We start from the raw sequence: 12493 nt of genomic DNA, 5'->3' as shown, positions 1-12493 counted from the left end.
TCGCAGTTCCTCCCCGTTTCTAGTGATCTGTCAACTTCACCCCGCCGGCCACCAGGCAAGCACGCAGCTCGGCGATTTGCTCTTCCGTCGCGGGCACCAGCGGCAGGCGCACCGGCCCGGCCTCCATGCCCACCATGCTCAGTGCGGCCTTCGCCATGATCGCGCCGCCGGCGCTCATCATGATCCCCTCGACCACGGGCGCCACCTGCCGGTGGATCGCGCGGGCCTGCTCGACATCGCCGTTGCGATGGAGCTGGATCATGCGGGCGAGCTGGGCGCCGACCACGTGCCCGATCACGCTGACGAACCCCGCGGCGCCCAGCGAGAGCCAGGCGAGGTTGAGCAGGTCGTCACCGGAGTAGAAGGCGAGGTTGGTCGCGGTCATCACCTGGCTGCCGCCGAAGAGGTCGCCCTTGGCGTCCTTGACCGCCACGATGCGATCGTGCTGGGCCAGCCGGAGCAGGGTGACCGTCTTGATCGGCACACCGCTGCGCCCCGGGATGTCGTACAACATGACCGGGAGCTCCGTGGCGTCGGCCACGGCGCTGAAGTGCCGGTACAGGCCCTCCTGAGGAGGCTTGTTGTAGTACGGGGTCACCACGAGAAGGCCGTGAGCGCCCTCCCGCGCGGCCTCCCGCGCGAGCTCGACGCTGTGGCGGGTGTCATTGGTGCCGGCCCCGGCCACCACGGTCGCCCGGTCGCCGACGGCCTCGAGGACCGTGCTGAGCAGGCGGGCCTTCTCCTTGTCGGAGGTGGTGGGGGATTCGCCGGTCGTGCCGCTGACGATCAGTCCGTCGTTGCGCTGCTCGTCCACCAGATAGGTGGCGAGCCGCCGCGCCGCCTGATAGTCGACCGCGCCGTCAGAGGTGAACGGCGTGACCATGGCGGTCAGCATGCGGCCGAAGGGGGCGTCGGTGGTTCCTGTTGGCGATGCCATAGTGCGAACGCTACCCGGATTCCGAAATCACATGGACGCCGCCACCCCGTTTTGCCTGCCTGGAGCTGCCTTTTGTCACACCGTCCTCCGACATCCCCGTACACATCGCGCATCTCGCGCCCCAGGGTCACCGCATCCATACCCAGACCCCGGCGTCTTCAGCCACCGGAGCGCCGGAAACGTGGCCGGCCCCCACGGCGGGGATCACAGATTCTCACGCCGGGTCGGCGACGACGGCAGCCGGTTCGCCGGGAGGCGGTCTCTCGATCAGACCAGCACAAGCGATCAAACGGGCACATGGGTAGAGGTCGCCGATATGTGCTCGGGGGTACACACATCGACGACCTCTATCCGGAGAATCGGCACCCCTTACACCGGCGTTACAGGGTTTCTCCGATAATTTTCCGCTACCGCAAAGTTGGGGCTCCAACGGTCATCGATGACGGTCGGTTACCTGCCGAATACGGCAACATGGGGCAACGCCTCACACGAACCCCCAGGGATGGACTAGTGGCCACCTCAGATCCCGTCTACCTGCGTGTCGTCGAAGACATCCGGCGGCAGATCCTTGACGGCACCCTTCCTCCCGGCGCGCTCATCCCGTCGCGTGCGCAGTTGACCCGCAAGTATCAGGTCGGCGAGACCGCCGCCCGTCACGCTCTCCGTGCGCTGGCCGGCGAGGGCCTCATCATCGGCCGCATCGGTTCAGGCCACTATGTCAGGGAGCGGTCCGAGCTCATCCCTCTGCACCGGTGGCGGTTTCTCGACCGTCCCACCCCTTTCGCGACGGATCTGCAGTCTCAGGGCAGGCGGGTCACCTGGGACTGGCACAGCGAGCCGGCCGAGGCCGGCCCCGATCTGGCCAGACGGCTGCGGGTCGACGTCTCGGCCACCGTGACGAAGACCCACTACGTGTTCCGCGGCGACGGCCGGCCGATGCAGCTCGCGACGGCGTACGAACCGCTGGAGTTCGCGCCGCACTCGGCGGAGGAGCGGCGCAGCCTGATCGCGCGGATGTACGCGCACGGCGTGAAGATCACCGAAGTGGTGGAGAGCATCCACACCCGGGCGCCCCGCCCGAGCGAGAGCGAGGCGCTCGAACTCCCGGTCGGCGTGCACGTCCTCCACGTCGAACGCACCCACTGGGCCGGCGACCGCCCGGTGGAGACGAGCGACATCATCCTCCCGGGCGACCGGTTCCGCATGGTCTACAGCATGCCCGTCTGACGGACCGCACGCCCCAGGCTCCCTCGTATCTCGTACGGGGGAGCTTTCGCATGCGGCCCCCCGAACCGCAGAACTCAGGACGGACCCGGACATCCCCACGAAGCATGAAAGCGCAGGTCAAAGGTTGTCGGTGGGCGTTGATACAACCGACGCGGAGGTGGGGGCATGCGGGTCAAGGATCTGCCGAGGCGCGAGCGGCCGCGGGAGCGGCTCATGGAGAGCGGGGCGGCCGCGCTGGCCGATCGGGAGTTGCTGGCGGTGCTGCTCGGCTCGGGGTTCCGGGGCGCGAGCGCGATGGAGCTGGCCGCGCGGGTGATCGCGCACTGCGGTGATCTGGACGGGCTGGTCCGGTCGGAGCCGCATCGGCTGCTCGCCGTGCCGGGGGTGGGTCCGGCCAAGGCGGCGCGGGTGGCGGCGGCGTTCCACCTGATCCGGCGGGCCGACGCGGAGCCCGAGCGGGCCAGGGTCGCCTGCACGGCGGACCTGGCGGCGGTGGCCGCGCCCCTGTTGCGAGGGCACGCGCACGAGCGGCTGGCGGTGGTCGTGTGCGACGTCCGGGGCGCGGTGCTGCGCCGCACGGTGATGACCGAGGGCGGCTCGGACCACACGACGGTCCCGGTACGGGAGATCGTCGCGGCGGTGCTCACGTCCGGCGGCGCGGTGTTCGGCATCGCGCACAACCACCCGAGCGGCTCACTGGACCCGAGCGAGGCCGACGTGGTGGTGACCCGCCGGCTCCAGGAAGCCGCCGAGACGGTGGGCCTCCGGTTTCTCGATCATCTCATCGTCACGGATTCCGGATGGCGACGCGTGCAGGTATGAGGCGATTTCCCGGTCCCCGAGCATTCCCCCCAGAACCGGAAACGGATCGCTCACGAGCCGAAAAATGCATGATCCCTATGAAAGCGCGGAAGCGCAGCAGCGCCGGGGAAAGGCATGGCATCCTCTTTCCCGCGGGCAGGTCGGTTGGACGTCATCGGCCTTTACCTGTGCGTGGTTCCGTGTCCCCCGGAGGGCGCAGGACCATGTCGCCTGCTGCCGGGCATTCTCACTGCGGTCGAAGGCAATCCGTATCGTGGACGAGAGTGCTGGACGGGCATGTCACCCGGCAGCAGGCATCCTGTCCGGCCGTTCACCCGCGTGACCGGCCGACGGGTTCAACCCGCGCGGTTTTCTGTCCGGTGCCGCGCGAGGCTCCGGCCCCCTCCGCCGGTTCTCGGCGCCGGGCGATCGCCCGGTGCCGAGAACTGCTCAGCCGAAGGAGGCGGCGTGCCGTGACGTGCCGCCTCCTCTGGTCATCGCAACCGCCACCGTGGGAACGCATCGCGGCTCTGGCGGAACCCGTGCGACTGGGAAGGCCCGCCAGAGCCGCCCCCCTCACCAGCCCCGGCCCGAATCCAGGGCGTCGCGAGGGGATCTCGACCCGGCAGGCGCAAGGAGCTGGGATGACGCCTGCCGGGAACTCGGGGTCAGTGGGCCTCACCGCGCAACAGCTCGCCCCACAGGGTGTCGATGACCGCCGTGACGTCGCGCGGCGACTCCTCGACGACAATCCGCTTGTTCAACCTGCTGGTCCTGCGGATGAACCGCAGCCCTCCCGCCTGACACAGCTCGTAGACGACGGGGCGGCAGTCACAGGTGTAGTCACGCACGTGGGTCCGCTCCGCGCGAGGCACCGCCGGGAGCCAGTCGATCATCACTGCCTTGCTCGCTGTCGGCTCCGTGTGCTGCCCATGGAACTCGTCTGCCTCTTCGACCACACCGTCACCATAGCCCTAGTCATGCTTATAGGTCTACCTCATATCTATGGACCTAGGTGAGTGTCTACTTTGTGCAAGCATGTCTAGATTGGTCTACAATCCTGGCGTGCTTGACCGTGAAGGACCCGTCCCCATCTACAAACAGGTCGCCGACCTCATCCGTGAGCAGATCGAGCGCGGCGAGCTCCAAGCGGGTGATCCCGTTCCCAGCGAGGCCAAGCTCGAGCAGGACTACGAGATCGCCAGGACGACCGCCCGGCGTGTGGCCCGCGAACTGCGGGAGCAGGGCGTGGCGTACACGATCCAGGGCGAGGGCACGTTCGTGGGGCCGCCCACCGCGCCCCGCGGCGCCAGGAAGATCCCGCTATATCAGCAGATCGCACAGGAAATCGCCGAACGTATCCAACGAGGCGAGATAGCGCCCAACCGTGCGATTCCTGGAGAAAAGCAGATGATGCAGCAGTTCGGCGTCGCGAAGGTCACCGCACGCCAAGCGGTGGCCCACCTGAGAGAGCTGGGATGGGTGTTCACGGTCCCCTATCGCGGCACTTATGTGAATGCGAAGGACAAATGGCCGACGAAAGAGTAGACGCCCTTGGCGAGCGATAACCTCGCACACATGCTCGACCCCGAGGGCGACACCCCGCTCTATCTGCAACTCAGCGAGATTCTCCGGTCCCGCGTCGCCCGGGCGGCCGCAGGCGACCCGGTGCCCAGCGAGGCGGAGCTGCAGCACGAGTTCGGCGTCGCGCGCACCACTGCTCGCCGGGCGATCAGGATTCTCCGCGACGACGGCCTGGTCCGCGTGGTCCAGGGCCGGGGAGTCTTCGTGGGCTCGGACTCCGGAGCGGCGGTCCGCCTCCGCAAGGCCCCGCTCTACCGCCTGATAGCCGACGAGGTGGCGCAGCAGATCAGCGACGGCGTCTACCTGCCCAGGCGCCCCATCCCCAGCGAGACGACGCTCCTTCAGCGCTACGACGTCGCGCGCGAAACCGTGCGCCGAGCCATGGCCACGCTGCGCGAGGAAGGCTGGATCTACACCGTGCCGCAGCGCGGCACCTACGTCGCGCCCGAGGAGCGCTGGCCCACCACCCGGAACCACAAGCAGACCACCGTCGTCGAGTCGTCCACCTCGTAGCCCTCCGCGCGCCAGTAGCCGCGGTGGGCCTCGCGCCAGTGGTCGATGTCGCGGAAACCCTCGCCCTCCGCCTCGGCGAACTCCCAGGGCACCTCGGCGAACGGCAGCTGCCGCACCTGGGTCACCTCCAGGGTGGCGACGTGGTCGCCGGCGTCGTCGAGGAGGGCGAGCCGCTCTCCCGCGTGTTCCAGCTCCTCGCCCTCACGCAGGTAGTCGAGCTCCAGCAGACCGGCCGTGGCGCTTTTGGAGCCGGACAGCACCAGGTCGGTCAGCGTGGTGCGCGACTCGCCGGGCAGGCCGAGCTCGACGACGCGCAGGCCGTTCTTCCGTCCCCACATAGGCCGCTCAGAATACCGGGATGATCTCCTCGGGGTCGATGATGTCGACCGGCACGCCTTCCAGGTCGAGCTCGGGGATGGCGGGGAAGGCGATGCCCCAGCGTTCGACGATGACGCGGATCTTCGCCATGGCCACCCGCCAGTTCTCCGCCTGTTCCTCGTACGAGAGCACGCCGAGGCCGGCGTCGCGGGCGTGGTCCATGAGGACGCGGTGGTTGGCCAGGAAGTAGGGCGGCAGCTCCCAGAATCCTTCCGGCGGCTCCCAGAGGATCATCGACAGGAACACGAAGCCGGCGCGGAGCTGGCGGGTGATGAGGGAGCGGGTCTCGTCGGTGAGCCCGGGCCACTCGTTCTCCAGGATCGTCATGCAGATCTGGAGGTGGCGCGACTCGTCGCGGCCGATGCGCTGGAACATCTCCTGGAAGACGGGGTGCTGGGTGCCCGACGCCATGCCGCGGAACAGTGTGGAGGCGGCCATCTCGCCCATCATGAAGCTGGTGAACAGCACCGGGAGCGAGTACTTGCCCACGGCGGAGCTGTAGCCGGTCCAGTAGCGGCCGCCGTTGTGGTAGAGCCAGCCGATGTTGTTGTGCGCGGCCTTCTCCAGGTCGTCGGAGGGGCTCCAGTCGAGCGGGCCGCCGGGCCAGAGGCGGGCGATGGTGCGCTGGCAGCATTCCTCGTGGTTCATCTCGTCACGGGTGATCGAGAAGAAGCACTTCCTGACCGGGTCCTCCTCGTGTTTCTCGAACGCCTGGATGGTGGCCCTGGCGAACACCGCCGGGCCCGAGGCGTCGAAGTTGGCCAGCACCGCGAACCAGTACATGATGCCGAGCCGTTGTTCGCGCGTGAAGTCGGCCGGGTCGAGGCCGTCCCAGGGGAGATCCGCAGGGTTCCACACCATGCGCTTGGATTTCTCGTATATCGCCGCGAGTTTCTCGGTCTCGACTCGCCATTCCATCGGGTAGATGTTCGGCTGCGGGATCTCCGGCGCCGGCCAGAACCCGCCTTCGGGGATCGTGAGGTCCGCCATGTGTGACACCTCCTCCCCCATCCTGCGTTCTGGCGTCACGGCTTTCAAGTACGGGCGCGCTGGGTGACGGCGACGCACACGAGCACCGCCAGGGCGGCGGCCACGGTGGCGGCGCCGTACCTCTCGCCCATCAGGAACCACGCCCACACGAGCGTCAGCAGCGGCTGGGTCAGCTGCGTCTGGCCGGCGCGGGCGATGCCGCCTCTGGCCAGGCCCGCGTACCAGGGGAAGAAGCCGAGGAACATCGAGATGAGCCCGACGTACGCGAAGCCCGCGAGGGCGGACGGCGTGGGCGTCACCGGCGTGACGGCGGCCAGCACGGCGCTGACGGGGACGGTGATCGGGAGCGACAGGACGAGCGCGTACGAGATGACCTGCCAGCCGGGCGTGTGCCGGGCGAGCCTGCCGCCTTCGGTGTAGCCGACGGCGGCCGACACCAGGGCTCCGACCAGGAGGAGGTCGGGCCAGGCGGCGGAGGTCCCGGTCCGGGTGAGGGTGAAGACGGTGATGGCGAGCGCGCCCGCGGCGCACGCCGCCCAGAACATCGGCCGGGGGCGTTCGCCGGCGCGCAGGACGGCGAAGACGGCGGTCGCGGCGGGCAGCAGGCCGATGACGACGGCGGCGTGCGCCGTGCTCGCGCCGAGGTCCAGGGCCAGGCCGCTGAAGGCGGGAAAGCCGAAGACGACGCCGAGGGAGATGAGCCCGTACGCGCGCCGGTGCGGACGCGGCGGCAGCAGGGGGAGCCGGGCGGCCTTGAGGCACACGAGCGCGACGACTCCGGCGACGGCGGCCCTGCCGACCGCGACGAGCCAGGGGTCGAAGCCCTCCATGGCGTAGACGGTGGCGGGGAAGGAGCCGGAGAAGGCGAGCACGCCGAGGAAGGCGAGCAGGGTGCCGCCGCTCCTGGCGGCTTGCCGGGCCGGCTCAGGACCGGGGAACGCTATCTCCGCCGTGGGGATAGCGCTACTCTGTTCTTTCATGGACAACGATAGCAGTATCGCCCAGATCGCCGCGATGCTGCGTGCCGAGGTCACCCGGCTGCGGCCGGGCGACCGGCTGCCGTCGAGCCGGGAGATCATGCGGCGGCACGGCGTGAGCCCCGTGACGGTGTCGCGGGCGCTGGGGCAGCTCGCCGCTGAGGGCAGGGTGGTCACGAAGCCGGGCAGCGGGGCGTTCGTGGCGCCGCGCCGGGAGCCGGTGCGGGACGCCGCGGACCTCTCCTGGCAGACGGTGGCGCTCGGTGACCGGGTGGTGGACGACGATCCCATCGCCGCGCTGCTCGTCCGGGCTCCCGAGGGGGTGGTGCCGCTGACCGGCGGCTATCTGCCGCCGGGGCTGCGGCCGGACCGGCAGCTCACGGCGGCGGCCACCCGGGCGCTGCGCAGGCCGGACGCCTGGGCGATGCCGCCGCTGAGCGGGGTCGCCGAGCTGCGCCGGTGGTTCGCCCTGCAGGCCGGCGGTGACGTGACGGCCGGTGACGCGCAGATCGTCAGCGGCGGTCAGGCGGCGCTGAGCCACGCCTTCCGCGCGCTGTCCGCTCCCGGCACCCCGGTGCTCGTGGAGACGCCGACCTACCCCGGCGCGCTGGCCGCGGCCAAGGCGGCGGGGCTGCGGGCCACGGCGGTGCCGGTGGACCGCGACGGGGTGCGGCCCGACCTGCTGGCGGAGGCTTTCGCGGTGACGGGGGCACGGGTGTTCCTGTGCCAGCCGACGCTGCACAACCCCACCGGCGTCACCCTCACCCTCGAGCGCCGGCGTCAGGTCCTGGAGGTCGCCAGGGCGGCCGGCGCGTTCGTGATCGAGGACGACTACGCCCGGTGGCTGACCCCGCAGCCGCCGCCGTCGCTGGTGTCCATGGACACGCACGGGACCGTGGTGCACATCCACTCGCTCACCAAGATCCTGTCGCCGAGCCTGCGGCTGGCGGCGGTGGTCGCGCGCGGGCCGGCCGCGCACCGGCTGCGGGCCGGGCAGCTCGTGGAGTCGTTCTTCGTGGCGCGGCCGCTGCAGGAGGCGGCGCTGGAGTTCGTGGGCTCGCCGGCCTGGCGGCGGCACCTCGCGACGGTGCACGCCGAGATCGCCACCCGCCGTGACGCGCTCGCGGCGGCCCTGGCCGCGCGGATGCCGCGCGCGGAGCCGTACGTGCTGCCGATCGGGGGGCTGCACCTGTGGCTGCGGCTGCCGCCGGAGACCGACGAGCGGGCGCTGGTGGAGGCGGCCAAGCGGAACGGGGTGCTGGTGAGCGCGGGCCGCATGTACTTCCCTGCGGAGCCGCCCGGCCCGCACATCCGGGTGACGCACATCGCGGCGACCGGCGTGGCCGAACTGGCGGAGGGCGTCCGCAGGCTCGCCGAGGCCCTGCCCGTCGGATGACGCCCTACGGGCAGGATGTCCGTGAGGTCCGAAAGATCATGAGGCGAGTAGAGTGTTCCCATGCAGGCGTCGGCCGAGTCGGTGCGCGACTTCGTGAACACCTACGACGTCGAGGCCGACGCCGACGACCTGGGCACCCCCGCCGAGCTGGCTCTGTGGCTGCGCGAACGGGCGCTCGCCGGCCCCGGCGACCGGGCCACCGACGACGACCTCACGCTGGCCGTGGCCCTGCGGGAAGGGCTCAGGGCGGCCATGCGGCGCGACGGCGAGCGGCCGGAGCTGCCGGTGCTGCCTCTGCGGGTCACCGTCGGACGGCGGCCGGAGCTGGCGCCGGTCGGCGGCGGGGTGGCGGCGGGGCTGGCCATGATCGCGGCGGCGGTGACCGGGGATTCCTGGGACCGGCTGAAGGTGTGCGCCGAGGCGACGTGCCGGCGGGCGTTCATCGACAGCTCCAGGAACCGCTCCCGATCATGGTGTTCCATGCGGGTGTGCGGTAACCGCACCAAAACGCGGGCATACCGGGCGAGGAAGCAGGGTTCGCGTCCTCGCCCAGGGTCAAACACCGATACGGTGTAACTCGTGCCTTGTGGCACGTACGGCAGGCGAAGGAGCGGGCCGAGATGGCAGACGTAGGCGTCCGGGCGGCCCGGCGCGAGGATGTGCTCCAGGTGGCGAATGTGCAGGTGCGCGCCTGGCGCTACGGCTATCGGGAATTCCTGCCCGAGGGTCCCCTCGAGCAGATGACAGGCCCGGCGGCCGAGAAGATGTGGCTGCGCCAGTGGGACGAGGCGATCGCCGCCCCGCCCACGTCCCGGCACCGCGTGCTGGTGGCGGTGGAGACCATTCTCGACACGGAGGGCTTCCCGGCGCTGGGCGTGGGCGGCGCCAACATGCCGATGACCCCGCGCGGCGGCGAGCGGGTCGTGGGCCTGGCCTCCCACTCCCCCGCCGAGGACCCCGACCTCGACCCCACCGAGGTCGCCGAGATGCTGACGCTCCTGGTCGACCCCGACTTCGTGCGGCGCGGCCACGGCAGCCGGCTGCTCAACGCCACCGTCGACTACCTTCGAGAAGACGGCTACCGGCAGATCGCCACCTGGGTGTTCGCCGACAACTACCCCGTCCTCGGCTTCCTGGAGTCGGCGGGCTGGGGTGAGGACATGGCCGAGCGGGTGCTCGACATGGGGCGCCCGATCCGCATGGTCAGGCTCACCACCGACATCAGCTAGAGGTCTCCTCGGTATGGCAACCCCTGCTCAATGGTTCGCGGGAGCACGCCCGCGCACGCTCCCGAACGCGATCGTGCCGGTCCTGGTCGGCACCGGCGTGGCGATCGGCGAGGGCGGCTTCAGCTGGTGGCGCGCGGTGCTGGCGCTGCTCGTGGCGCTGCTGCTGCAGATCGGCGTCAACTACGCCAACGACTACAGCGACGGCATCCGCGGCACCGACGACCAGCGGGTCGGCCCGATGCGGCTGGTCGGATCGCGGGCGGCCACCCCGCGCCAGGTGCTGACGGCGGCGCTGGGCTGCTTCGCCGCCGCGGCGGTGTCCGGGCTGGTCCTGGTCGTGGTCACGCGGGCCTGGTGGGTGCTGCTGGTGGGCGCCGCGGCGATCGCCGCCGGCTGGTTCTACACCGGAGGCAGCCGCCCCTACGGCTACCGGGCGCTGGGCGAGGCGTCGGTGTTCGTGTTCTTCGGCGTGGTGCCGGTGGTCGGCACCGCGTTCGTGCAGACCGGGCAGCTGTCGTGGGCGGCGCTGGTGGCGTCGGTGCCGGTCGGGCTGCTGTCCTGCTCGATGCTGGTGGTCAACAACCTGCGCGACGTCGCCACCGACGGGGAGTCGGGCAAGCGGACGCTGGCGGTGGTGCTGGGCGCGCCGCGCACCCGTACGCTCTACGCGGCCTGCCTGGTGGTGCCCTTCGTGGTCGCCCTGGCGATGGTGCCGATCGCGCCGGCGGCCGCGCTCGCGGTGCTCGCCGCGCCGCTGGCGATCTCACCGATCCGCACCGTCCGCTCCGGCGGTGCCGGGCCCGCGCTGATCGGGGCCCTGCAGCAGACGGGCAAACTACAGATGGCGTACGGGGTGCTCCTGACGATCGGCCTGGCCGTCTCGCTCTGACGTTCGGGACGTTACGCTTCCCGCTGCATGGGCAGGCCATGACAGGTAAGAGTAAACTCCGATATTTCAGAGCTTGACTGATTTCCCGGCTGACCGGTCCAGAGACTTCTCACCCGCGAGGTTAAGGCGTTGAACCGGCGCAACCCCCTCACGATGACCTCACAACTGGCGCAATCGCTACGCGAGACCCTCACCGCGGCGGTCTGCGTCATGCCCGCCGGCACCATGGTGAGCTTCGTCCTGCGCGGCGAGGGCGGCCCGGCCACCGTGGCCTCCTCCGTTCCCGGCGCGGTCGTCCTGGACGCCCTGCAGTTCGCCGCCGGCGCGGGCCCGTGCCCGGAAGCGCTCGAAAGCGGCCAGGCGGTCTCGTCCGCCGACCTGGCGTCCGAGACCCGCTGGACCGGCGCGGCGGCCGAGCTCGCCGCCCACGGCGCGCGGAGCGTCCACGCGCAGCCGCTGACCCTCGACGGCCAGGTCCAGGGCACGCTCAATCTCTACGCGGAGCAGGCTGGGGGCTTCTCCGCCGAGACGCTGGCGGTCGCCGCCGTGACGGCAGGCCAGGCGGCGGTGCTGTACCACGCGGTGCTGCGGGCGGCCCGGCTGGACGAGGTCATCGCCCAGCTCCGCGAGGCGCTCAACACGCGGGCGATCATCGACCAGGCGCTGGGCATCATCATGGCCAGGCGGCAGTGCACCGCCCCGGCGGCCTTCGACCTGCTGCGGCGCAACTCCCAGCAACGCAACGTGAAGCTGCACCAGGTGGCCGCCGACCTCGTGGAGGCGGTCACCGGCCGGCCCCCGCAGCCGTCACGCTTCGGCGACCCGCCGACAGCCTCCCGAGCGAGCAGAACCGCCCCGGGGTAACGGCCGCACCGAACAGAGGACCGCGCTCAGCCAAGGACGGCACCCAGCCAAAGACCGCGCTCAGCCAAGCGCCGCACCCAGCCAAGCGCCGCACCCAGCCAAGGACCGCAGCCAGCCGAGGGCCGCGCTCAGCCGAGGGTCGCGCCCATGGCCACGCGGGGCGCCACCTCGATGCCCAGGTCGCGTTCCCTCTTCACCAGCTCGCGCAGCTCCGGCCCCCACGACGCCTCGGGCCAGACCTGGAAGCCGTGCCGTTCGTACCAGGGCGCGTTCCACGGCACGTCGCGGAACGTCGTCAGCGTCACCGCCGGAACCCCGGAGGCGCGCCCGTGATCGAGCACCGCCTCGATCAGCCGGCCGCCGATGCCCTGCCGCATCCGGTCAGGGTGGACGGCGAGCTGCTCCAGGTGGAGGTTGCCGTCGACCAGGCCCATCAGCGCGAACCCGGCCGGCGGGTCGCCCTCGACCAGCACCGGCGACGTGTCGTCGGCCTCTTCGATCATGGTCGTGCCGGGCGGGAACGTGATGCCCACCTGCTGGAACAGCCCATCGGCGGCGACCTCGACCCCGATCAGGCCGGGAAGCTCCACCGGCTCAGCCCATCGCACCATGCCGACACGATCTCACGCGTCCCGGGCTCGCTGCCTCCGGATATTAGGGTTGATGATCGTAGGCTCGGCCGTGCGGCACCGGGCCCCTCTCCTCGCC

15 protein-coding genes are annotated in these 12493 nt (G+C 70.8%); 9 read left to right on the top strand and 6 right to left on the bottom strand.

The window, feature by feature from the left end:
* Positions 1-19 precede the first annotated feature (19 nt).
* Entirely contained in the window at positions 20-937 is a 918-nt protein-coding gene (dapA, locus tag ACGFI7_RS11310) for a 4-hydroxy-tetrahydrodipicolinate synthase (RefSeq protein ID WP_393402270.1), read from the bottom strand.
* Positions 938-1447: 510 nt separating this feature from the next.
* On the opposite strand from dapA, the gene ACGFI7_RS11305 reads away from it, so the two are divergent.
* Both ACGFI7_RS11305 and ACGFI7_RS11300 read left to right on the top strand, forming a co-directional pair.
* Positions 1448-2164, top strand: coding sequence for a GntR family transcriptional regulator (locus tag ACGFI7_RS11305; RefSeq protein ID WP_393402268.1), 717 nt, complete (start codon positions 1448-1450; stop codon positions 2162-2164).
* Between the two features lie 165 nt (positions 2165-2329).
* Positions 2330-2986, top strand: a complete 657-nt coding sequence (locus ACGFI7_RS11300; protein ID WP_393402265.1) for a RadC family protein — start codon at positions 2330-2332, stop codon at positions 2984-2986.
* A 647-nt stretch (positions 2987-3633) separates the two neighbouring features.
* On the opposite strand, the gene ACGFI7_RS11295 is transcribed toward ACGFI7_RS11300, so the two are convergent.
* Positions 3634-3924, bottom strand: a complete 291-nt coding sequence (locus tag ACGFI7_RS11295) for a hypothetical protein (protein WP_393402262.1) — start codon at positions 3922-3924, stop codon at positions 3634-3636.
* Positions 3925-4030: 106 nt separating this feature from the next.
* Between ACGFI7_RS11295 and ACGFI7_RS11290 the strand changes: the two genes are divergently transcribed.
* Both ACGFI7_RS11290 and ACGFI7_RS11285 read left to right on the top strand, forming a co-directional pair.
* A complete protein-coding gene (locus ACGFI7_RS11290; RefSeq protein ID WP_393402260.1) occupies positions 4031-4513 on the top strand; it encodes a GntR family transcriptional regulator in 483 nt (160 codons plus the stop codon).
* Between the two features lie 30 nt (positions 4514-4543).
* The gene (locus ACGFI7_RS11285; protein ID WP_393402258.1) at positions 4544-5062 is read left to right on the top strand and encodes a GntR family transcriptional regulator; all 519 of its coding nucleotides are present in this window, start codon (positions 4544-4546) and stop codon (positions 5060-5062) included.
* Here the strand turns inward: ACGFI7_RS11285 and ACGFI7_RS11280 are convergent.
* From ACGFI7_RS11280 to ACGFI7_RS11270, 3 genes are read right to left on the bottom strand one after another with little or no spacing between them, the layout of a single operon-like run.
* Complete coding sequence (locus ACGFI7_RS11280; protein ID WP_393402256.1) at positions 4984-5400, bottom strand: ASCH domain-containing protein; 417 nt, start codon at positions 5398-5400, stop codon at positions 4984-4986. The two genes, ACGFI7_RS11285 and ACGFI7_RS11280, sit on opposite strands and share 79 nt — an antisense overlap.
* Before the next feature lie 7 nt (positions 5401-5407).
* On the bottom strand, positions 5408-6430 hold the full coding sequence (locus ACGFI7_RS11275) for a hypothetical protein (RefSeq protein ID WP_393402254.1): 1023 nt from the start codon (positions 6428-6430) through the stop codon (positions 5408-5410).
* Between the two features lie 44 nt (positions 6431-6474).
* Positions 6475-7410, bottom strand: coding sequence for a DMT family transporter (locus ACGFI7_RS11270; RefSeq protein WP_393402251.1), 936 nt, complete (start codon positions 7408-7410; stop codon positions 6475-6477).
* On the opposite strand from ACGFI7_RS11270, the gene ACGFI7_RS11265 reads away from it, so the two are divergent.
* The 5 genes from ACGFI7_RS11265 (at position 7409) to ACGFI7_RS11245 (ending at position 11785) form a co-directional block, all read left to right on the top strand.
* Positions 7409-8803 (top strand): PLP-dependent aminotransferase family protein, encoded by a 1395-nt coding sequence (locus tag ACGFI7_RS11265; RefSeq protein ID WP_393402248.1) that lies wholly within the window; start codon positions 7409-7411, stop codon positions 8801-8803. The genes ACGFI7_RS11270 and ACGFI7_RS11265 overlap by 2 nt on opposite strands.
* 60 nt (positions 8804-8863) lie before the next feature.
* Positions 8864-9379 (top strand): CGNR zinc finger domain-containing protein, encoded by a 516-nt coding sequence (locus tag ACGFI7_RS11260; RefSeq protein ID WP_393402245.1) that lies wholly within the window; start codon positions 8864-8866, stop codon positions 9377-9379.
* Positions 9380-9423: 44 nt separating this feature from the next.
* Positions 9424-10032: a GNAT family N-acetyltransferase gene (locus tag ACGFI7_RS11255; protein ID WP_148033600.1), complete on the top strand. Its 609-nt coding sequence runs from the start codon at positions 9424-9426 to the stop codon at positions 10030-10032.
* Between the two features lie 13 nt (positions 10033-10045).
* A complete protein-coding gene (locus tag ACGFI7_RS11250) occupies positions 10046-10921 on the top strand; it encodes a 1,4-dihydroxy-2-naphthoate polyprenyltransferase (RefSeq protein ID WP_393402243.1) in 876 nt (291 codons plus the stop codon).
* A gap of 153 nt (positions 10922-11074) precedes the next feature.
* Entirely contained in the window at positions 11075-11785 is a 711-nt protein-coding gene (locus tag ACGFI7_RS11245) for a GAF and ANTAR domain-containing protein (protein WP_393402241.1), read from the top strand.
* 128 nt (positions 11786-11913) lie between these two features.
* Here ACGFI7_RS11245 and ACGFI7_RS11240 read toward each other — a convergent pair whose 3' ends face one another.
* Positions 11914-12396, bottom strand: a complete 483-nt coding sequence (locus ACGFI7_RS11240; protein ID WP_393402239.1) for a GNAT family N-acetyltransferase — start codon at positions 12394-12396, stop codon at positions 11914-11916.
* Between the last annotated feature and the right edge of the window lie 97 nt (positions 12397-12493).

It is taken from the genome of Nonomuraea sp. NPDC048826 (assembly GCF_043198225.1).
Taxonomy (GTDB): Bacteria; Actinomycetota; Actinomycetes; order Streptosporangiales; family Streptosporangiaceae; genus Nonomuraea.
The sequence above is the reverse complement of the archived record's forward strand: the minus strand, read 5'-3'. Positions and strand labels throughout refer to the sequence as shown.

Bases quoted from the DNA above. Each gene is read 5' to 3' on its own strand.
- ACGFI7_RS11300 (WP_393402265.1), top strand. From the start codon at position 2,330: ATGCGGGTCAAGGATCTGCCGAGGCGCGAGCGGCCGCGGGAGCGGCTC.
- ACGFI7_RS11285 (WP_393402258.1), top strand. From the start codon at position 4,544: ATGCTCGACCCCGAGGGCGACACCCCGCTCTATCTGCAACTCAGCGAG.
- ACGFI7_RS11240 (WP_393402239.1), bottom strand. From the start codon at position 12,396: ATGGTGCGATGGGCTGAGCCGGTGGAGCTTCCCGGCCTGATCGGGGTC.
- ACGFI7_RS11245 (WP_393402241.1), top strand. From the start codon at position 11,075: ATGACCTCACAACTGGCGCAATCGCTACGCGAGACCCTCACCGCGGCG.
- ACGFI7_RS11275 (WP_393402254.1), bottom strand. From the start codon at position 6,430: ATGGCGGACCTCACGATCCCCGAAGGCGGGTTCTGGCCGGCGCCGGAG.
- ACGFI7_RS11260 (WP_393402245.1), top strand. From the start codon at position 8,864: ATGCAGGCGTCGGCCGAGTCGGTGCGCGACTTCGTGAACACCTACGAC.
- dapA (WP_393402270.1), bottom strand. From the start codon at position 937: ATGGCATCGCCAACAGGAACCACCGACGCCCCCTTCGGCCGCATGCTG.
- ACGFI7_RS11270 (WP_393402251.1), bottom strand. From the start codon at position 7,410: ATGAAAGAACAGAGTAGCGCTATCCCCACGGCGGAGATAGCGTTCCCC.
- ACGFI7_RS11250 (WP_393402243.1), top strand. From the start codon at position 10,046: ATGGCAACCCCTGCTCAATGGTTCGCGGGAGCACGCCCGCGCACGCTC.
- ACGFI7_RS11280 (WP_393402256.1), bottom strand. From the start codon at position 5,400: ATGTGGGGACGGAAGAACGGCCTGCGCGTCGTCGAGCTCGGCCTGCCC.
- ACGFI7_RS11265 (WP_393402248.1), top strand. From the start codon at position 7,409: ATGGACAACGATAGCAGTATCGCCCAGATCGCCGCGATGCTGCGTGCC.
- ACGFI7_RS11255 (WP_148033600.1), top strand. From the start codon at position 9,424: ATGGCAGACGTAGGCGTCCGGGCGGCCCGGCGCGAGGATGTGCTCCAG.